Annotated in this window: 19 protein-coding genes; 5 read left to right on the forward strand and 14 right to left on the reverse strand. The window is 63.9% G+C overall.

Going from position 1 to position 20,420, the window contains the following annotated elements:
* Window positions 1-193 precede the first annotated feature (193 nt).
* Window positions 194-643 (reverse strand): IS3 family transposase, encoded by a 450-nt coding sequence (locus QZY07_RS25560; RefSeq protein ID WP_295408951.1) that lies wholly within the window; start codon window positions 641-643, stop codon window positions 194-196.
* A 165-nt stretch (window positions 644-808) separates the two neighbouring features.
* Between QZY07_RS25560 and QZY07_RS25565 the strand changes: the two genes are divergently transcribed.
* Window positions 809-2,047 (forward strand): hypothetical protein, encoded by a 1,239-nt coding sequence (locus QZY07_RS25565; RefSeq protein ID WP_295408952.1) that lies wholly within the window; start codon window positions 809-811, stop codon window positions 2,045-2,047.
* A gap of 65 nt (window positions 2,048-2,112) precedes the next feature.
* On the opposite strand, the gene QZY07_RS25570 is transcribed toward QZY07_RS25565, so the two are convergent.
* The 4 genes from QZY07_RS25570 to QZY07_RS25585 all read right to left on the reverse strand — a co-directional run bounded on the left by QZY07_RS25570 (window position 2,113) and on the right by QZY07_RS25585 (window position 7,085).
* Entirely contained in the window at window positions 2,113-2,766 is a 654-nt protein-coding gene (locus QZY07_RS25570) for a response regulator transcription factor (RefSeq protein WP_295408953.1), read from the reverse strand.
* On the reverse strand, window positions 2,754-4,379 hold the full coding sequence (locus QZY07_RS25575; RefSeq protein ID WP_295408955.1) for a histidine kinase: 1,626 nt from the start codon (window positions 4,377-4,379) through the stop codon (window positions 2,754-2,756). Before QZY07_RS25575 ends, QZY07_RS25570 begins: the two co-directional genes overlap by 13 nt.
* Before the next feature lie 191 nt (window positions 4,380-4,570).
* Complete coding sequence (locus QZY07_RS25580) at window positions 4,571-5,086, reverse strand: SCP2 sterol-binding domain-containing protein (protein WP_295408957.1); 516 nt, start codon at window positions 5,084-5,086, stop codon at window positions 4,571-4,573.
* A 166-nt stretch (window positions 5,087-5,252) separates the two neighbouring features.
* Entirely contained in the window at window positions 5,253-7,085 is a 1,833-nt protein-coding gene (locus QZY07_RS25585; RefSeq protein WP_295408959.1) for an ABC transporter ATP-binding protein/permease, read from the reverse strand.
* Between the two features lie 214 nt (window positions 7,086-7,299).
* Here QZY07_RS25585 and QZY07_RS25590 point away from each other — a divergent pair, with 214 nt between their 5' ends.
* The 4 genes from QZY07_RS25590 to QZY07_RS25605 all read left to right on the forward strand — a co-directional run bounded on the left by QZY07_RS25590 (window position 7,300) and on the right by QZY07_RS25605 (window position 10,637).
* Window positions 7,300-7,605 carry a hypothetical protein gene (locus tag QZY07_RS25590; RefSeq protein ID WP_295408961.1) on the forward strand — a complete coding sequence of 102 codons (306 nt, stop codon included), beginning with the start codon at window positions 7,300-7,302 and terminating at the stop codon, window positions 7,603-7,605.
* A 99-nt stretch (window positions 7,606-7,704) separates the two neighbouring features.
* Window positions 7,705-8,055 (forward strand): S24 family peptidase, encoded by a 351-nt coding sequence (locus QZY07_RS25595; protein ID WP_295408963.1) that lies wholly within the window; start codon window positions 7,705-7,707, stop codon window positions 8,053-8,055.
* Window positions 8,052-8,660, forward strand: a complete 609-nt coding sequence (locus QZY07_RS25600; RefSeq protein WP_295408965.1) for a hypothetical protein — start codon at window positions 8,052-8,054, stop codon at window positions 8,658-8,660. The genes QZY07_RS25595 and QZY07_RS25600 overlap by 4 nt, the downstream gene beginning before the upstream one ends.
* A gap of 129 nt (window positions 8,661-8,789) precedes the next feature.
* Window positions 8,790-10,637: a diguanylate cyclase gene (locus tag QZY07_RS25605; RefSeq protein ID WP_295408967.1), complete on the forward strand. Its 1,848-nt coding sequence runs from the start codon at window positions 8,790-8,792 to the stop codon at window positions 10,635-10,637.
* Here QZY07_RS25605 and QZY07_RS25610 read toward each other — a convergent pair.
* From QZY07_RS25610 to QZY07_RS25650, 9 genes are all read right to left on the reverse strand, one after another.
* Entirely contained in the window at window positions 10,610-11,449 is an 840-nt protein-coding gene (locus QZY07_RS25610; RefSeq protein WP_295408969.1) for a c-type cytochrome, read from the reverse strand. The genes QZY07_RS25605 and QZY07_RS25610 overlap by 28 nt on opposite strands.
* Before the next feature lie 174 nt (window positions 11,450-11,623).
* Window positions 11,624-12,136, reverse strand: coding sequence for an NADH-quinone oxidoreductase subunit B family protein (locus tag QZY07_RS25615; protein WP_295408971.1), 513 nt, complete (start codon window positions 12,134-12,136; stop codon window positions 11,624-11,626).
* 83 nt (window positions 12,137-12,219) lie between these two features.
* Window positions 12,220-13,980, reverse strand: coding sequence for an NADH-quinone oxidoreductase subunit C (locus QZY07_RS25620; RefSeq protein ID WP_295408974.1), 1,761 nt, complete (start codon window positions 13,978-13,980; stop codon window positions 12,220-12,222).
* Complete coding sequence (locus QZY07_RS25625) at window positions 13,977-15,449, reverse strand: hydrogenase 4 subunit F (RefSeq protein ID WP_295408976.1); 1,473 nt, start codon at window positions 15,447-15,449, stop codon at window positions 13,977-13,979. The genes QZY07_RS25620 and QZY07_RS25625 overlap by 4 nt, the downstream gene beginning before the upstream one ends.
* Window positions 15,446-16,168, reverse strand: coding sequence for a formate hydrogenlyase (locus QZY07_RS25630; RefSeq protein ID WP_295408978.1), 723 nt, complete (start codon window positions 16,166-16,168; stop codon window positions 15,446-15,448). Before QZY07_RS25630 ends, QZY07_RS25625 begins: the two co-directional genes overlap by 4 nt.
* Window positions 16,165-17,130 (reverse strand): NADH-quinone oxidoreductase subunit H, encoded by a 966-nt coding sequence (locus tag QZY07_RS25635; protein ID WP_295409017.1) that lies wholly within the window; start codon window positions 17,128-17,130, stop codon window positions 16,165-16,167. Before QZY07_RS25635 ends, QZY07_RS25630 begins: the two co-directional genes overlap by 4 nt.
* Complete coding sequence (hyfB, locus tag QZY07_RS25640; protein ID WP_295409019.1) at window positions 17,130-19,142, reverse strand: hydrogenase 4 subunit B; 2,013 nt, start codon at window positions 19,140-19,142, stop codon at window positions 17,130-17,132. The genes QZY07_RS25635 and hyfB overlap by 1 nt, the downstream gene beginning before the upstream one ends.
* A gap of 21 nt (window positions 19,143-19,163) precedes the next feature.
* Window positions 19,164-19,421, reverse strand: a complete 258-nt coding sequence (locus tag QZY07_RS25645; protein WP_295408980.1) for an ArsR family transcriptional regulator — start codon at window positions 19,419-19,421, stop codon at window positions 19,164-19,166.
* 36 nt (window positions 19,422-19,457) lie between these two features.
* Window positions 19,458-20,339, reverse strand: a complete 882-nt coding sequence (locus QZY07_RS25650; protein WP_295408982.1) for a spermidine synthase — start codon at window positions 20,337-20,339, stop codon at window positions 19,458-19,460.
* Window positions 20,340-20,420 lie beyond the last annotated feature (81 nt).

The raw sequence follows: 20,420 nt of genomic DNA on the forward strand, positions 1-20,420 counted from the left end.
CCAGGCAGGAGGTTCTTGATCCGCTCCCATTGATCGTCACGCAGGGCATAGCGACGCTGAGTCATCCGGGCTCCTCGTTCATTTTGAAGTGGTCGGGCGACAATATTCCCACACAACTACAATTGATGACACGCCCTAGTTCGGCGTAAATAAAAGAGTTCTGGCGATTGTTTTTTATGCCTTTATTCATTCATCAATATTGTGGCTTAAAACATTCGTAATGAACGCGATCTACCGCACAGAAAGGGGGTTGAGTAGGCGGATTGAGGTTCCCTCGGTTTTTCGTCTTCCAAAGGGGTGTGCTCATGCGACCAGTTTTTCCCCGCTGAGTGCCGATCGAGTCTTTCAGGAACTGAACCGGTGAGGTGTACACGAAGGTGGAGTGCAGACGCTTGCGGTTGTAAAATACCTCGATGGACTCGGAGGCGATCGCCTTCATCGTCTCCCTAGTGGAGATGCGCTCCCCGAAGACCCGCTCGTACTTGAAGCTGTTGAACCCGCTCTCGGTCGGAGCATTGTCCCAGCAGTTGCCCTTGCGGCTCATCGAGCCGATCATGCCGTCCGCTCGGAGTTGGTCCTGGAGCGCGTGGCCAGGCTGACAGATCGCCATTCCCGCTCCAAAATATGCGACGATTGGAGACATGGTGGCACGTTCGAGACTCGCAACTGACGCATCAGTCGGTAAGAGTTTGAGTCCATGCGGATGGTGTAGTTTCCCAACCGCTTACATTGACAGGACGCGGGGCGGATCTGACTTGTGATTCATCCGCAACCAAGGTGGTTCACTCTAGCAACCAAGGCATCCGCAATGGCACATAAACCAATGTCAAACTTTTCCGCAGCCACCCCGGTGGTTGTCTTTCGTGCGGAAAGTTATTGTTCGCTGGCGATTGTACGCACGCTGGGGCGCATGGGGGTTCAGGTTTTTTGTATTGATCATGAACCCGATGCCCTTGCCATGAAGTCGCGGTATTGCGCGGGACGATTCGCATGGGACTTCGAGTCAAGTCCCCCGGATGACTCCGCGCAATTCCTCATTGGCGTGGGGCGCAAGATTGGCCAAAAATCGATCTTGTTACCAACCTTCGATACGCGCAGCCTTTTCGTTGAGCAATATCGGGATTTGCTGTCGCAGTGGTTTCTGTTTCCGCAGCCCGCGCCTGGGGCGGTACCTCGCCTCTACAGTAAGGAATCTCTGTATCGCCTCTGCAAAACCGAAGATGTTCCCACGCCCGAGACGCTCTTTCCGGATTCCGTTGAGGAGGCGCTGCGCGAGGGGCCTGGTCTCCAGTTCCCGTTGATTGTCAAAGCGATCGATCCTGATCGACTGATGCACCGCACCGGGCGACGCATGGCAGTCGTGCACCAGCTATCCGAATTGAGGGACGCTTACGCGGAATTAGATGAGCCAGGGATCAAGAATCTTGCTCTGCAAGAGTTTATTCCCGGGGATACTCAAGACACCTGGATGCTGAATGCCTACTTCGATAGAGTCGGGGACTGTCGATTCGCAATCACTGGCCACAAGTTGCGCCAGCTTCCCATTGATGGCGGCGTGACAACGCTTGGTGTTTGCGCGCCCAGTCAAGCCATGATTGACAGTATCTCCCGAGTCGTGGCGGCAACTGGCTACCAGGGTGTCGTTGACACTGACTTTTGCTACGACAATCGAGATGGACTTTGGAAATTGTTGGATGTCAATCCACGCATCGGTGCCACTTTCCGGCTATTTGTCGATCAACATGGTTTTGATGTTGTCAGGGCACTGTACCTGGACCTGACGGGTCAGAGTCTTCCGTCCGTCGAACCCTTCTGGGGGCGTCGCTGGCTGGTCGAGGACAAGGATCTCGATGCCATGCGCGCCCACCGACGGAAAGGATCTCTCTCGCTGGGCGCCTGGCTCGGCTCATTGCGGGGCGTGTCCGAGTTTGCACATTTTGCTGTCGACGATCTCTGGCCCTCCGCCATCTTTGCGATGCGGTTGGTGAGGAAAAATATTCGTCGTGTCTTTGGGCGTTTGCCGCTACCTTCCAAGCAAAATCGATAGTCCGCGCAAGCGATCATGGTCAACAGTATTTGTTGAAGTGCGTCAGTGATTTCGGGAAAACCGTGTCACAAACGCCCGGGTTCTCTTTCGCATAACCCCCGCTCGACTGCGATCACCGCCGCCTCGACCCGCGAATGGACCTCTAGTTTGCGCAGGATCGCCTTCACATGCAGCTTGACGGTGCCATCGGAGATCCCGAGCCGGCGCGCGATGCTCTTGTTGCTCTGTCCCTCGGCGAGATGGCAGAGGATTTCCTGCTCGCGCGGGGTGAGGTCGGCGATGCCGCTCTCGGCCCGCGCGACCCGCGCCTCGCCCTGGACCGCCCGGGCGAGCACGCTGGCAAGCTCCGGCGCGACCACGGTGCGTCCGCGCACGATCTCGCCCAGGGCGGCGATCAGGGCATCCGGTTCCATGTCCTTGAGCAGATAGCCCTGCGCGCCGCTTTGCAACGAGTCGATCACGTCGCGCTCCTCGGCGCTGGTGGTCAGCATGGCGATCGGCATGCGCTGATGGACCGCGCGGATCTGACGTAGCAACTCCAGACCGGAGAGTTGCGGCATGCGCATGTCTAGCAGGATGACATCGGGACTGGTCTCGGCGACCCGCCGCAGACCGGCCGAGGCGTCCCCGACCGCGATGACCTCGATGCCGCGTCGCTCCAGCAATTCCTGAAGTCCGAAGCGAAAAAGGGCGTGATCGTCAATCATCAAGACGCGCATCGGACCGGCTCCAGCACAGGGCGCGCGGCGCGCCGGTTGACCTCGAAGATGACCTCGACGCGGGTGCCTTCCCCCGGATCGCTCTCGATGGACAGCTCCGCGCCGATGCGGCGCGCGCGCTCCTCCAGGATCGACAGACCGATGCATTCGCCAGGACGGGCGCCATCGGACGGGGTGCTGAATCCAACCCCGTCGTCCTCGATCAGCAGGACATGCCGGCCATCGGGCTCGCGCGTCAGCAATACTCTAATGGTGTGCGCCCGCGCATGCTTGCGGATGTTGGCGAGCGACTCCTGGGCGATGCGCAGGAGCTGAAGTTCATCGCTGGCGGAGAGTTCAAAGGGCCGGCAATCGTTCTGAAAGAGCACATGGGCGCCGGTCTCGCGGCCGAGTCGGTTGGTGAGTTTCGCCAGCGCGGGCACCAGACCGCGCCGGTCGAGCGGTGCCCGGAAACTGGCGAGCAGTTCGCGCAGCTCGGTATGGGCCTCGTCGAGTCCGTTACGGATGCGCGCCAGATCGTTGCGGGCCGCCTCGGAGATGGGGGTGTCGCCCAGCGAATCGTTCAGCATCCGGCACTGAAAGCGCAGACTCGCCAGGGTTTGGGCCAGCGAGTCATGCAGTTCGTGGGCCAGCGAGTTGCGTTCCTCGACGATGGAGAGTCGGCGCGTCTCGGCATCGGAGCGCTGCTTGGCGATGGCGACGCCCAGGTGGTGACCGACGGTGAAGAGCAGATCCATGATGTCCTCGCGCGCCGTCACGCCCGGCCGGTCGACGAAGATGCTGTAGACGCCGAGCAGTTCGTCGCGATGCTCCAGCGGTACCGTGACCACCTCGATCTCGGAGCTTTTGAACATGCGCCGGCCATAGATGCGCGAACAATAGCGGGCATCCTTGTCGCAAACGATGTCGCCGGGCGTGAGCGCCGTGCCGCACAGACAGAGATCCACCGGGGCCATATCCTGCTCGCGCACCAGATCGTCGTTCAGGCCGATGGAGCCGATCAGACGCCGCGAGCCGTCGGCCATGACCAGCCGCACGGTCGCCGCCCGCCCGTTGATCATCTCTTTGAGCACCCGCAGAAAACGTAGCAGCAATTCCTCGACGCTCTCGGTTTGCTGAATACCGGCGGCCACGTCGTAGAGGATCTTGAGCGAGGCGGTCTTTTGCGCGAGGCGCATGGTCTGGCGCGCGACCCGGTTGTCCATGTCCTCGTAGAGATCGGTCAATTCCTCGTTCAGGCTGCGAATATCCTGGGCGATGCGCCCGAGCACGCCGGTTTCGCGCAGCGCCTCGCTGGCCCCCTGCTCGCCCTGGCAGACCCGGCTTAACGAATGTTCCAGCCGCGCCAGCGGGATCAGCAACTGGCGGCGCAGGCGCATCCAGGCGACGGTCAGGCCAAGCGTTCCGGTCAGCAGGAACGCGGCGAGTAAAAGCCATGGACGCCAAACGAGTTCGGGCCAGATCCACTGGGTCGCCAGCAGGATCAGGGCCGCTGTCAGCGCGATCGCTACCGTCAGCAGCGGGATCGCGAGCTGCGTTGCCCGGAGGATGGCATGGACACGGGAAGCGTCAAGTGGCGGATGGGAGTCGCTGCGGGTGGTGTTCGGGGTCATCGCGATGGCGGCATGTCGTACCGTTGAGGTGATGTCGGAAGAATTTGGTCATCGCCAGGCCGCCGATCCAGTTGCCTTGGGAGATGAACCGCTGTACCCGGCGGCTCGGCGAATCGAAGAGAGCCGGGCGCGGACCGTGACAGAGAGTCAGGCCCGCGCGAGGTGGCCGCTGGAAATCCGCGGGGCCTGGTCTATTTCGGACAGGAGGAGGTGTCGCCCGGAACCTTGCCGGCCAGGAGCAGGAAGCTGTCGAAGGGGCCTATCACGCCCATGGCCTCGGCCTTGGGGCCCTGAAATTTGAGCTTGCCGGTCATCATGGCGCCCATGGCGCCGCAGCCAAAGCTGCCCTGGCCCATGCAGGCCCAATCCTCGTCGGAGGCATACATCAGATAGTCGACCTTGGGGTCGAGCGTACTGTGCTTGACCGCGCCGCCCCGCGCGCAGTGGGCCTTGCCGTCCTGGTTGCTGATCTCAAGCTCGACCCTGGAGGCGGCACCACACTTGCTCCGGTAGAGTTGAATGATCTTGAAGCCCCGCCCGGCGTCGTTCGCCGCCCAGGCCGCGCCCCCGAGTTCATTGGTGAGAGCCGGGGTGCTATTCCAGGCGGCGCAGGCGGCGGACGCCCAGTCGACGTCCATAAAGGTGGCGGCGGAGACGGCTGACGAGCAGGCCAGGGCCGCCAGGGTGGCGGTGATGCGTGGAATCATGGGTCTATCCTCATGGTGGCTGAGCCGCTGAAGGCGGTCTTCTGTGAATGGCGATGCGGGCCTGATGGTAGTCGCGCGCAACCGTCGAGCACAAGCCCATGGTCGCGTGGCGCGCCGCGGGTCGGCCTGACGGGATGTGCGACCTGGCACGGTTGGCGGAATTCTTTCATGACGACATGGTCTCGCCAGGTGCGTCGGGCAAGACCACCGCATCGCTCCCTTCGCGTTGCTGCAACTCCCACATCGACGCGTACTGTCCACCTGCCTCCAGCAACTCGCGATGCGTGCCCTGTTCGCGGATACGGCCCTGTTCCATCACCAGAATCCGGTCGGCGTCCACGACGGTCGAGAGTCGGTGCGCGATGACCAGCGTGGTGCGGTTCTCGGCCACCTCGATCATGGTCTGCTGGATCGCCTGCTCGGTGTGACTGTCGAGCGAGGAGGTGGCTTCGTCGAAGATGAGGATGCGCGGGCGTTTCAACATGGCGCGGGCGATGGCGACCCGCTGTTTCTCGCCGCCGGACAGTTTCAGCCCGCGCTCGCCGACCACCGTCTCCCAGCCGTCGGGCAGGCTTTCGATGAAGGCGCGGATATGGGCCATGTCGGCGGCGCGCTCGATCTCCGCGCGGGTCGCGCCGGTGCGCCCATAGGCCAGGTTGTAATAGAGGCTGTCGTTGAAGAGCACCGTATCCTGAGGGACGATGCCGATCGCCGCGCGCAGGCTGTCCTGGGTGAGATCGCGCAGATCCTGACCGTCGATCAGGATGCGCCCGCCGGTCACGTCGTAGAAGCGAAACAGCAGCCGCGCCAGGGTCGATTTACCGGCCCCGCTATGTCCGACCACGGCGAGCTTCTGGCCGGGCTCGATGCTGAAATCCAGGCCGCGCAGAATGGCGCGCTCCGGCTGATAATGAAAATCCACCCGCTCGAAACGGATGCCGCCCTGACGGAGCGCCAGCGGCCGGGCGATCGGTCGGTTCTCGATTTCGGGCTTGCGCTCCAGGAGTTTGAACACCAGATCCATGTCCGCGATGGCGTATTTGATCTGACGGTAGACGATGCCGAGAAACCCGAGCGGGATGAAGAGTTGCAGCAGCAGCGCATTGACCAACACCAGATCGCCGACGCTCATCTGACCGGCGACCACACCCTGGGCCGCGAGGATCATGATCAGCGTGACGCCGACGGCGATGATGGCGCCCTGACCGAAATTGAGCAGCGACATCGAGGTCTGGCTGGCGACCGCCATCTCTTCCCATTGGGCGAGCGTGCCGTCGTAGCGATCCAGTTCCAGACGCTCGTTGCCGAAATACTTGACCGTCTCGTAGTTGATGAGGCTGTCGAACGCCTGATGGTTGGCCTCCGAGTCGAGCCGGTTCATCCGATGGCGGTAGTCCATGCGCCATTCGGTGATCGCGAAGGTGAAGGCGAAATAGACCGCGACCGTGCCGAAGGTGACCAGCATGAATGACGGGGCATAACGTCCCAGCAGGATGGCAGAGACCAGCGCGAATTCGACCAGCACCGGCAGCACGCTGAAGACGACATAGTTGAGGATGGTCGAAACCGAGCGGGTGCCGCGCTCCAGATCGCGGCTGATGGCGCCGCTCTGGCGCTCCAGGTGATAGCGCAGCGAGAGGCGGTGCAGGTGTTCCAGCACCCGCGTCGACAGGCGCCGCATGGCGCGGTAGCGCACCCGCGCGAACACCACGTCGCGCAGTTCGTTGAATAGGGATGAGCTGAGTTTGAGCAGTCCGTAAGCGAGCAGCAGGGTAAACGGCAGGATCAGCGTCTGGGTCGCGGGCGCCTGGAAGGCGTCGACGATGCCCTTGAGCACCAGCGGCACGCCAACATTGGCGACCTTGGCCAGCACCAGACAGGCGATCGCCAGGCTGGCGCGACCCCGGAACTCCCAGAGATAGGGCAGCATGTCGCGCAGATTGCGCCAGTCGCGCCGATCTCCATGGATCTTTTCGGTGGCAATGATTCGTTTCATCATGGACTATTTGAGCTCTAACAGGATCGCGCGCGCGGGCACCCGATGGCCAGGTTGCCGAAAAATTCCAGCCAAGACGCCGACGATCCATTATTTTATCGCCAGGACAATACGCCAACGCCGCAACGAGGGGGAGAGAATTCGCCATGACGCCTGAATCCCTGGTCCGCGCAACCGACCGTTTCCGGCGGGTCTGCGGCACGGTCTGGGCCGGCTGATGTTCTTCAGCCAATGCGCCGATGCGTATCGGGAGGTGCCGCGGCTCGTCGAGCGGAAACAACTCGACAGCGTCGTCGCCGAGGCCGAGATCCCGCAGGTCGCCGAACGGGTCGCGCGTCAGCTGAGGGCGACGGCGAGCGACCTTGACGAGGCGGCGAACGTCGACGCCTCGGACACGCTGAAGGCGTTGTCCGAGCGCTGGTCGCTGGAGCCGGACGCCTTGCTGGAGTTGCCGCGGGAGAGCAGCCTGCAAGCCTTCGAGGGGTTCGAGATTCTGCTGCCGGGCTCGACACTCGTGTACTGAGTCGCGTCCAGCCTGCTCCGCGCGATCGGTGCATTGGCTCGGACTGAATCTCTCCGCATCCTTGCCCATGCGGTTTCAAATGATCAATGAGGTTTCATCATGGCGGATCCTAATCTTGGCGGCACGGGTTGCAGTCTGCACGAGCCCTATGCGCTGCAAGTGCTGGGCGACGAGATGGCGCCGGAGTTTCCGGATCGCTGCATCGTGATCGTGGAGCCCGCGGATACCTGCACGAATCGCAGCTATGTCTTCGTGGAGGTGGAGGGGGTGCGCTGGTTTCGCCAATACCTCAAGGACGACAGCGGTGCCGAACGTCTGATCGCGGTGAATCCGCGGTATCCCGAGATCGAACTCAGTGGTCTGGAATGGTCGATCCTGGGCGTCATCATTCAGCGCAATGTCCGCCGCCAGATCAAACACTATGATCGCCGGGACGATCGCCGCCCATGAATCTCGAATTGCTCTATCACGCCATCGATCGGGTGCGCGGGAGTCGTTTCGAGAGCCATTCCAGGGAAGCGACCTTGCTGCGGACCTATCCGGTGCTGCTGTCGGTCGCCCGGCTTCCCGCGCCCAACCCGGTCGACGACTTTCTGCGCCTCGCCAGTCTGGCCTATGCCTGGATGCCGCGGGCACTGCGCCTGGAGACCGCCCATCTGGCCGCGGCGGCGCGCGCGCTGGACGTCGCGCGGGGCGCGCCGCCGATCCTCCCGGCGGCATCCATCGACGCGATCGCGGGCTGTCTCGGTTCGCTTGTCGGGGCCGCGAAGGTGCTGCATCTCGCCAATCCCGCCGTGTTTCCGCTGTGGGATCCGCGCGTCGAGCGACTGCGTTTGCAAGAGGCCCCATCCGCCTATCATATGGGCCAGTCGAGCAACTATCTGCGCTTCATCGCCGAGGTTCTGGAGATCGCCGCGCATCCGCTCTTTCTGACCTTTCATCATGAATACTGCACCGCCTATCAGGCACGTCTGCAAAGCCTGAAGATCCCCGCCTACCCGCTCACCGAACCGCGGGTGATCGAATCCGCCGCCACGGAACTGGCGGGCGGATAGTCCGGCGGCAACCGGCCGCGCCCGATTTGAAACTTGTCTGGAGCGCCACGACGATTCGCTCAAGGCCAGACAGTCAGTCACAGGGTCGTGATTTTTTGCTTTTCCACCGGTTCAAGGCGGTCGCGACCAATGACGACGATGAATTCCGAACTCACCCACCTGGACCAGGCCGATACCGGGCACGCACTGGAGATCGCCCCCCGCGTCTGGTGGGTCGGCCATGTGCTCGACGACGATGTCTTCCAGTGCCATGTCTATCTGCTCGAACAGGGCGACCAATCGGTGCTGTTCGATCCCGGTTCGCGGCTGACCTTTCCGGGCACCCTGCGCAAGATCGAGGAGGTGATTCCCTTCACCCGGATCCGTTATTTCGTCTGTCATCATCAGGATCCGGATATCACCGCCGCGCTCCCATTGATCGACGAGATGACGGAACGCCCGGATGCGGTGATCGTCACCCATTGGCGCGCGGAGACGCTGCTCAAGCACTATGGACTCAGGATGCCGTTCTGGCTGGTGGATCAGCACGACTGGCGCCTGACCCTGGACGATCGCGAACTGCGGTTCGTCTTCACCCCCTACGCCCATTTCCCCGGCGCCTTCTGCACCTTCGATCCGAGCACCGGGGTGCTCTTTTCGAGCGACCTCTACGGCGGTTTCACCGCGCGTCCCACGCTGGTGGCCCAGGACGAATCGCACTTCGAGGCGCTGCGCCCGTTTCACGAACACTACATGCCGAGCCGCGACATCCTGAACTATGCGTTGAGCCGGATCGAGCAATATCCGGTCAAGATCATCGCCGCCCAGCATGGCTCCGTCATCCCCGAGCGGCTGGTGCCCTATCTGACGGACAAGCTGAAACATCTCGATTGCGGCATCTATCTCTTCGCCCAGGGCAACACCGACATCCAGCGGCTCTCGCATCTCAATCAGACCCTGCGCGAGATCACCCAGACCATGCTGCTGTACCGCGATTTCCGCGATATCGCCGAACGTTTGTTCCATGTCGTCAACCGCAATCTGCCCGTCGCAAGGATCGATTATTACGCCAGGCTGGAAGATGGCACCCTGTTGACGCTCTCCCACGAAACCCGTTTCTCGGGAGTGGTTGGCGACGCCCCGCCGGAGGTGCTGGCTCTTCTTGGCAAAACCCAGGCGCAGTGGGCCGAGGCCCACGCAGGCGTGGATCCGGCGATCCAGGGCCACACGCTGCATGCGGGAACTTTCTGTAGTCGCCACACCGAGGATGGCGATCTGGTGGTTACCCTGCCGCTGTTTTCGCCGCAAAGCCAATGCATCGAGGCCGCTGCCTTGATCTATCTTCATCGCGAGACCGGCGTTTCGCCGGAGGAGGAGCAGGTCATTCAGCAGATCGCAATGCCGCTCCAGGTGGCGCTGGAACGGGAGATGATCTACCGCTCCATCGAAAGCAAGCGCAAGGAGGCGTATCAACGCTCCATCCGCGATCCGCTGACCGGGTTGTTTACCCGCGTCTATATGCAGGATGTGATGGAGCGCCAGTGCAGTCTTCATGATCGCGACGAGAACGCGCTGGTGTCGGCCCTGATGATCGACGTGGATCATTTCAAGGCCGTCAACGATACCTATGGTCATCCCGCGGGTGACGAGGTGCTGAGACAGGTCGCGACCGTCATGCGGCAGGTGATCCGCGACTCGGATATCCCGGTGCGGTTCGGCGGCGAGGAATTCGTGCTCTTTCTGGTGGGAACCACGCGGACGGATGCCGGCCGCTATGCCGAGCGCATCCGTTCCGCCATCGCAACGCATGCCTTCGCGGTCAACCGTGCAGCGCCGATCCCGATCACCGTCAGCTTGGGACTCGCCTTCCGCAACCCGTTCGAGTCCCTGGATTCACTGATCCTGCGCGCCGACGAGGCCCTGTACCGGGCCAAGCAGGCGGGGCGCAATCGCTGTGAGATCGCAATGACTCAAGGTTCTGGCGGCGATGCCGGGTAAGCCGGGAGCGCGGGCGGGGGAGGCATCTCCAGCATTCCTGGCGGCGCTAGCGGCATGCGCGGCATGGGCGGCAGCGGAGGGAAATCCATGGGGCCGCGGAGATCGGCGGGGAAATCCGGGTTCATCCAGCCCTCCGCCGCCAGCTTCTCCGGGGGCACGGGCAGGCGCGAGGCATAATCCAGGATCGCCGCCTGTTCGCGCGCGATGAAGCCATGAGTCTGCTTGAGCATTTGCGGGTCGGCGTTGTTTCGCCGTCCCTCGCGGATGGCGTCGAACTGCCGCATCGTATAGGGGTAATGCTGACCGGCGACCGCCGGGATGCGCTCGGCCGCGTTCCCCTCGCCGCGTGCGCCGTGGCAACTGGCGCAATGCTCGACATAGAGCTGTCCGCCGAGTTCCAGATCGACACCCGGACCTTGGCCGTTGTGGGCGGTCATCGGCAATTGGGCGACATAGGCGGCAACATCGGCAATCTGTTGCGGGCCTCCCAGAATGCGCGGCAGGGAGAAGGGATACATCAAGGGGTTGTCCCGGTTGCGCGCGCGGATGTCGGCCAATTGCTTGACGATGACGGTGCGCGACTGGCCAGCGATCTGCGGGTAGGCGCCATCGACCGTTCCCCAGCCCTCGGGACGGTGGCAGACGGCACAGGTGAGATAGGTCCGGCGACCGTTCTCCAGGTCCGGCGACAGGGCGAGCGCCTGATCGTACTCCGCTTGGGCGATCGAGAATGTATCGTCGGCGACCGCGGGCGAGAGCAGTGCGCCGAACAGTACTGGCACGGCAAAGCGTGCAACGCTCGAAAGTGACATGAAAACCTCCATCGGTTAAACCGTATCAAGATTTCGGCTTGGAACCTCATCGCGCGCGCAATCCCCTTCATTTGCCGCGGCACCGATGGCCGCGCTCGTGCGAGCGATGCACCTTCATCGACGCGAAGGCACCAACCTGGCGGCGCGTTGGGATACCAGCGCGGTGCCGGGGTATCAGGTTGTCCGCAGCGCCCCGAGCAGACCCTTGAGCAGATCGAGCGGCATCGGTGGGCAGCCGGGGATTTTGATATCGACCGGCAGCACGTTTTCCACCGCGCCGCAGCTCGCATAGGAGACGCCGAACTCGCCCCCACTGCAAGCGCACTCGCCCGCGGCGATCACGAATTTGGGCGAGGGCATGGCACGCCAGGTCCGGCGCAGCGCTGTCTCCATGTGGCGCGACACCGGACCCGTCACCAGCAGGGCGTCGGCATGGCGTGGCGAGGCGACGAAATGGATGCCAAAGCGCTCCACATCATGATAAGGGTTGTTGAGGGCATGAATTTCCAGCTCGCAGCCGTTGCAGGATCCGGCATCGACCTGGCGGATAGCGAAACTGCACCGGAAGCGTTTGTCGATCAGGCGGTTCAGCTCAATCCCGATGCGTTCGAGTTCAATGTCTGTGTGCTCCGGTGCCGGCTCGGCGACGCGGCCGATGCGCAGGGATTGCTTGAGAATTCGAAACATGTGAGTCGGGGCTCCGAGGGCGGCGATCCAAGCGATTGCCAGGGTGTCCGGGGTTCGATGGATTTTGCTGTGCGCGAACCATGTTACAGATCCTGCCCGGCATAGGACCCGTTGACCGATTTGTTGCAGACCGGGAAGTCGGGGACGATGTTGCCGAGGATCAGGCGCTCCAGCGCGGGCCAGGTGAACCAGCTTGGGTCGCGGGGGAAGTAGCGGGCGATGCGTCCCGCGGCGTCGAAGCGCACGAAGCAGAGGATCTCGCCGCGCCAGCCCTCGATCAACCCTAAACCCTGCGCCCCTGGCGCGGGTGTGGGGAGGGGCGCGACGATTTCGCCCTCCGGCAGGGCATCGAGCAGGCGGTCGAGCATCCAGAGACTGCCGCGTACCTCCGCCATGCGCACCCGCACCCGCGCGGCCACATCGCCCTCGGTCTCCACGGACTCCTCCACGCGCACGCCATCGTAGGGCGGATAGGGATTGTCGCGGCGGACATCGAATCGGAGCCCGCTGGCCTTGCCGACATAGCCGGTGCAGCCCAGCGCGCGGGCGTCCGACGCCGACAGGATGCCGGTACTGATGAGCCGGTCGTCCAGGGAAGGATGATCGTCGACGACATCGAACAGCGGCTCGACGGCGCGATGCAGCGCGGCGTGATCCTGGCGCAGCGCCAGAAAGGCGTCGGCGGACAGGTCATGGACGACGCCGCCAGGGACGAGCGCGTCCATCATGAGACGATGCCCGAACAGCTCGCGCGAGCGCCGTTGCCATTGTTCGCGCAGTCGGGCGCACTGGACATGGGCGAAGGCAAAGCCGACATCGTTACAGATGGCGCCGATGTCGCCGAGATGATTGGCGATGCGCTCGCGCTCGGCCATGACCGCGCGCAGGGTCAGGGCGCGTGGCGGCACCGCGCAACCGCTGGCGCGCTCGATGGCCTGGCAGGCGGCCCAGGCATGGGCGACGGTGGAATCGCCGGAGACCCGCCCGGCGAGCCGAATCAGTCCGGCCGGATCGCGCCCCACCGCGAGTTTTTCGATGCCCTTGTGGACGTAGCCAAGCCGTTGTTCCAGACGCAGCACCTCCTCGCCCATGGCATGGAAGCGGAAATGACCCGGTTCGATGATGCCGGCGTGGACGGGTCCGACCGGGATCTCGTAGACGCCGGCGCCCTGGACCCGCACGAAGGGATAATCCACGTCGGCGGGGGTGCGCCGGGCGGTCTCGCCGCTCAGCGGGAAATCATGACGCAGCGGAAAGCGCTCGGCGGGCCAGGCTTGATGACGGGTCCAGCGGCGCGTATTCGGTTTGCCCTGAGCAGAGTCGAAGGGGTTCGTGAACACGACGCCGGTCAGATCATGGGCATGACGCTCCAGCCGATCCAGGCCTGGATAGATGTGGGCCTGGGAGTCAAGCAGCGGGCGATTCAGCGGGATATCGGTCTCTATCACCAGATAGTCGCCGGTCTGCTCCAGACAGGCACGGACGCGGATACAGGGTTCGCCGTCCACCTCGGCCCCGTCCGTTTCCTTCAGACCGTCATCCAGCGGATCGGCCCAGAGTCCGGCGTGACGCATCCCCATCGCCGCCGCCAGTTTGGCGGCGACCGCCCAATCCTCGGGGTCCAGCACCAGTCGATGCGCCGGAGCCAGGATCCGCGCATCGCCGCGATGCGCGATGACATGCTCATCCTCCAGCCGGGCCAGATACTCGGACAGCCAGTCGAAGCGGCGGATCCGAGCCGACGGTTCGTCGGAGCCCGCTTGCGGGCGATTGGCGGACGAGCCGGCGGGATCCAGCGGAGGACTGTCGCCCGCAAGCGGGCTTCTACCGTCTGATTGGGTCATAGCAGATGCGTCCCCGTAATCAACTGGGTCGCCCGGTCCAGCCAGACGGCGAGAAAATCCGGGATGGACAATCCCAGCCACAGCACCAGACCCAGATGGAGCAGCACCGGCAGCATGTTGGCCTGAACCGGCAACTGACCCTCGGGCGCGGGGCCATAGACCATCGGATGCAGATGCCGGAACAGCCCCGCGAAGGCGATGGCCAGACCGCTCACCAGGGCGAAGGTGAACCAGGGCTGCGATTGCATGGTGGCGGTCAGCAGCAGGAATTCGCTGGTGAAGACGCCGAAGGGCGGAAAGCCGGCGATGGCGACGACCCCGAGCAGCAGCGACCAGCCGACCGCCGGTTGGGTGCGGATGAGTCCGCGAATGCCATCGATCGCCTGAGTGCCGGCGATATGCGTGGCGTGACCGACGGTGACGAAGATGGCCGACTTGGTCAGCGAATGCACCAGCATGTGCAGCAGCGCGCCGAAGGTGGCGAGCGGCCCGCCGAGTCCGAAGGCGAAGGTCATCAGCCCCATGTGCTCGATCGACGAATAACTGAACATACGCTTGATGTCGCGCTGGCGATGCAGGAACAGCCCGGCCACCGTGAAGGAGACCAGCCCGAAGCCCATCAGCATTGCTCCGGCCAGATGCGGCGTCGCGGTCCCGGCGAGCGACCCGTCCACCAGCATCTTGAGCCGCACCACGGCATAGAGCGCGACATTGAGCAGCAAACCGGAGAGCACGGCGGACATGGGCGTCGGGCCTTCGGAATGCGCGTCCGGCAGCCACTGATGCATGGGCACCAGACCGACCTTGGTGCCATAGCCGACCAGCAGGAAGACGAAGGCGATCCGCATCACCGTGGGATTGAGTTCGTCGGCGCGTTCATAAAGCGCGCTCCAGGTCAGGCCCGCGCCCGGATCGGCCACGACATGCTGGGCGGCGAAATAGGTCAACACGGTCCCGAATAGGGCCAGCGCGATGCCGACACCGCAGAGGATGAAATATTTCCAGGCCGCCTCCACCGCCTCCGGGGTGCGATACAGCGACACCAGCAGCACGGTTGCCAGGGTCGCCCCCTCGATCGCGACCCAGAGCACGCCCAGATTGTCGGTGGTCAGCGCCACCAGCATGGTCAGCATGAACGCCTGATACATGCTGTGATAGACCCGCATGCTGCCCGTGCCGAGCTTGCCGGTCGAACAGACATAGCGCATGTAGGGCCGCGAGAAGATCGACGTGGTCAGGCCAACGAAGGCGGTCAGGACCACCAGATAGACATTGAAGGCGTCCACCCGGAAGCTCATCTCTTCGATGACGCCAGTGACCGCCACCGACCAGGCCAGCCAGACCGCGCCGCCCAGGGTGAGCGCGGAGACCGCGAGATTCAGCCAGCCGGCCAGGGCCAGTGGACGCAACAGGGCGAGCGCCACCCCCCCGACGAGCGGCGCGAGCAGGGTGAGCAACAGCGGCGTCACTGGCTCACCTCATCGGTCGTGGCGAAGGGATTGGCGCCGACCGGGTCGGCGGTCTCGGTCAGCCGGTTGAGCCGGTCCACGTCGAGTGAGTCGATGCTCTCGCGGATCTGAAAGAAGAAAACCCCGAACAGCACCATCGCCACCAGCACGTCAAAGGCCACGCCCAGTTCCACCACCAGCGGCATGCCGGCGGTGGCCGAGACGGCGGCGAGAAAGAGCCCGTTCTCCATCGACATGAAGCCGAGCACCTGGGCCACGGCCTGCTGACGGACGACCATCATCAACAGCCCGATCAGCACCACCGCCAGACTGACCGCGATGATGTTGCGGGTGAAGGCGAGACCCTGCGCCACCATCGGCGTGACCAGCCAGTAGCTGAAGATCACCAGCACGACCGCAGCCATGATCGCCAGGGTGGGCCAGTGCAGATCCTCGGTATGACGCTCCAGTCCCAGCCGGCGGGTCAGACGATGCAACATCCAGGGAATCAGCAGCGCCTTGAGCGCCAGGGTCAGGATGGCCGAGAAATAGAGATGGTGCGTCTCTCCGGCGACCGCGACCGTCAGGGTGACCGCCGCCACCAGCGCGCCCTGCCAGGCGAAGCTATGGATGGCGGAGATGAGGCGTGCCTGCGCCAGCAGGACGAAGGACAGGAACATCACCAGGGCCGCCAGCAAGAGCACGAACTGTTGCAGCAACGGCAAGAGGGCGAGCGTCATGCGCCGATCTCCAGGATGACATGGCTCAACAGACCGAGCAGGGCCAGCAGCAGCGCCAGATTCAGGAAGGCCGGGGCACGGAACAGACGCATCTTGGCCATCACGTGCTCGGCGGTCGCCAGGGCGGCACCCAGGAGCGCGAGCTTGGCCAGCACCGCGAGCAGACCCAGACCGAGCGCCAGCGGCGTGAACTCCCGGCCCACGCCCCAGGGGAAAAAGACGTTGGCGATCAGCACGCCATAGAGCAGCAGCTTTACCTGCGCTGCCCATTCCATCAGCGCCAGATGCCGGCCGGAATATTCCAGCAGCATGGCCTCATGGATCATGGTCAGTTCCAGATGGGTCGCTGGATTGTCTACCGGAATGCGCCCGCACTCGGCGAGCGCGACCAGCAGCAGGGCGCCCAGGGCGAACAGGTAGGAGGGCCGCAGCACGAAGCCATCGGCCAGATGATGGCTCATGACGCTCTCCAGACTGGTGCTGTGGGCGGTCATGGCCAGGGTGAAGACGGCCATCAGCATGGCGGGCTCGGCCAGCGAGGAGATCAGCATCTCGCGCGAGGCGCCCATGCCGCCGAAGGCGGTGCCCACGTCCATCCCGGCCAGCGCCAGAAAGAAGCGGGCCAGCGCCAGCAGACCGACCAGCACGATGATGTCGGCGATCCGCGCGACCGGCAGATCGAGCGCCACCAACGGGACGGTTGCCGCCGCCAGCCAGGTCGCGACGAAGACGATGTAGGGCGCCATGCGAAACAGCGGCGAGGCGGTATGCGGGACCCGCGTCTCCTTGATCAGCAGCTTGCGTAGATCCGCATAGGGCTGAAAGAGCGACGCGCCGCGTCGGTTCTGCAGCCGCGCCTTGACCTTGCGCACCCAGCCGACGAGCAGCGGCGCGAGCGCCACGTAGAGCAGCGCCTGCGCGAAGGCGATGAGCCAGGCCGCGAGGACCAAGCCGTCCGGCATCACGAGATGACCCATAGCAGCACCAGCAGTGTCCCCAGCGTCCAGCCGAGATAGACCCGCACGTTCCCCGATTGCAGACGCACCACCCGCCGCGAGGCCGCTTCGACGGCGCGCGCCACCGGGAGATAGAAGAGCGCCCAGGCGCGGTCGGTCAGTTTGAGCCGATAACGCGGTGCCGGATCATCGAACGCGGGCCGGGATTCGTCGATCGCGAACAGCAGCCCGAACACCCGCCGGATCGGCTGCGCGAATGACGCCGCCGTGTATTGCATCCGGGGCGAGGGCGGCGCGAATCCGCAGTCCCAGGGATCGCTGCGGCGGATGCGTCGCGGCACCCCGCGCAGAAACCACCAGAAGGCCACCCCGGCGATCAGCGCCAGCAGCAGGATGGTCAGCGGCGCGCTGTAGCTCGCCGTGTCCGAGGAGATCGGCGTCAGCCACAGCCAGCCCTGGGCGCCCGACTCGGGCAATCCGCCACCCAATAACTGCACCGATACCGGCTCGATCAGGGCGATAACCTGGGTCGGCAGGACGCCGAACAGCACGCACAACCCCGCCAGCAGACCCATCCCGACCCGCATGCCGACCGCGCCCTGGCGGGCGTGTCGCACATGACGCGAGCGCGCCTGACCGAGAAAGGCGATGCCGTAGACCTTGACGAAGGTCGCCGCCACCAGCGCGCCGGTCAGCGCCAGCACCGCCGAGGCGATCGGAATGATGCTGCGCAGCACCCCGCTTTCAAGTTGCCAGGCCTGCAGGGCCGACTGGAAAATCAGCCATTCGGAGACGAAGCCATTGAAAGGCGGCAACGCCGAGATGGACAGACAGCCGATCAGGAAGAAGGCGCCGGTCCAGGGCATGCGCCGCAGCAGACCGCCCATCTGCTCCAGATCGCGTTCGTGCGTGCCGTGCAGGATAGCGCCCGCGCCCAGGAACAACAGCCCCTTGAAGAGCGCGTGATTGATGGCGTGATAGAGCGCGGCGACCAGGGCGAGCGAACCCAGCAGGAGATGACCGGTGCCGAGAAACACCAGCGACAGCCCCAGCGCGATAAAAACGATGCCGAGATTCTCGACCGACGAATAGGCCAGCAGCCGCTTCAAATCGGTCTGCATCAACGCGAACAGTACGCCCATCAGCGCCGACACGCAGCCGACCGCGAGCGCGATCACGCCCCACTGCCACTGGACCTGACCGATGAGGTCGAACACCACGCGGACGAAACCGTAGACCGCCATCTTCAGCATGACCCCGGACATCAGCGCCGAGATATAGGAAGGCGCGACCGGATGGGCCTCCGGCAGCCAGGCATGCAGCGGCATCAGACCCGCCTTCATGCCGAAGCCGACGAAGACCAGGCCGAAGGCGACGCTCGCCCAGCCGGGCGAGAGCACCGCCTCGCGCATGGCCGCGAACTCGAACCCGTGACCGAAGGCCGCCAGCACCCCGAAGCCGAGCAGGATGGCGAGCCCGCCGACATGGGCCATGAGCAGATAAAGAAAGGCGGCGCGCCGGTTGGCGGCGTATTCGTGCTGGAAGGCCACCAGAAAATAGGAGGACAGGGACATGACTTCCCAGGCCACCATGAAGAGAAAGGCGTCGTCGGCCAGCGTCACCAGCAGCATCCCGGTCAGGAAGAGACCGGTGAAACCGCCGAGCGCCGTCAGCGAATCGCGACCGCGTTCGTAGCCACGGACATAGGAACGGCCATAGATGCCGACCGCGACGGTCACCAGACCGATGATCATCAGGAAGAGCCCGGACAGCGCATCCGCCCGCACTCGCCAGGGTTGCCAGGGTAACCCGAGCGGCAGGGTCGCGTTAGCGCTGCCGCCCGCGAGCAGGGCCCACAAGCCCGCCGCCAGCGCCGCGAGACCGGCCAGGCCGATCAGCGGCATGGCGAACCATCGCAACACCCGCGGCTCGCGGCTCGCAAGCAGCGACACGGCGGACGAGGCCAGGGCCAGGGCCACCGCCAGTCCAGCCAGCGGCAGGACTGGATTCATCTCCATCGGTACGACGGCCAAGCGGTGTTAACCATGGCGATTGTTCTTCAGTTTCGAGGCTCGGACGGGATTGAGCGAAGAGGCGGGTCCAATCGCCCGACACAGCATCCCTTCGATTTTCTGGCCATCGATGAAACGTATGGCGTGGCAGGTCATGATGCCGCCTTTTTTCGAGAGTTCCAAGAGACAGCGGCGCACCTCGGCGAGCGGGATTCCGGTCGCGGCGGCAATCTCCGAATCGAGTTGCTGACCAAGGTTTTTGAGACAGTCGACAATTTCCTGCAACGTCGGCACTCCTTCCGGTTGAGAGAACGATTGCATTCACTGCAATCGGCGTAATTCCCGTCGCAGACCCGCCCCGGCGCGGAGCTTGTCCACAAACTCGGGAAAATCGAGCGGAATCCGATCCGCCAGCACCCGCGCCCGTTTCGCCAGGCGCGCCCAGTCGAGCGGAAAACCGGTGTCGGCAAAGGCGAAGGCAATGTGGTTATCGGCGTAGGTCACGGGCCCCAGGTGGACGCGCCCCTCGAAGGCGTCATCAAGCAACCGAAAGTGCCGATGCCAGCGCTGCGGCGGGCCGCAGAAATTGGCGACGAGCAGCCCTCCTGGCCGCAGTCGACGGCGTGCCGCCTCGTAAAAGCCGCGCCGGAGAAACACCGGAGCGATGCCATCGGCGTCGAAGCCGTCCAGCAGCAGCACCTCGGTATCGCCCTCGGCGCTCGGCAGATACGCGGCGGCGTCAGCTTGAACGATCACGATGCGCGCGTCCTCGGGAACGCCGAATTCGCCGCGCAGGGCGATGACGTCGGGATTGATCTCGATCACGGTCAAGTCTGTGTTGGGCAGATAGCGGTGACAGAACTTGGCCAGCGAACCACCGCCCAACCCCACCATCAGCACCTCGCGGGGATCCGGGACGAACAGCAGAAAGGCCATCATCTTGCGCGTATAGGCGAAATCGAGCGCGACCGGATCGTCGACGCGCATGGAACTCTGGACAAAGCGCAGACTGAAATAGAGCCGCCGCGTCCGCCCATCGTCGACGATGAACGGCTTGCCGTAACGCTCGCTCAGAATCCGCGTGTAAATCTGTTGCGGATCGCACGGCGCCGATTCGAGCAGGCGCAGACGGCCGCGCTCGCCAACCCCTGCTCCGGGCAGTTCCAGAAGAGTGCGACGCTCAAGCCCGGCCTCATGGTTCATCGGTATCCTGGTCAAACCGGTGTGGCCTCGCGTGCGGGACTTTTCTGCTTGTTTCAATTCTATACAGTATATGGCGCTTCA

The organism is uncultured Thiocystis sp., assembly GCF_903866365.1.
Classification (GTDB): domain Bacteria; phylum Pseudomonadota; class Gammaproteobacteria; order Chromatiales; family Chromatiaceae; genus Chromatium.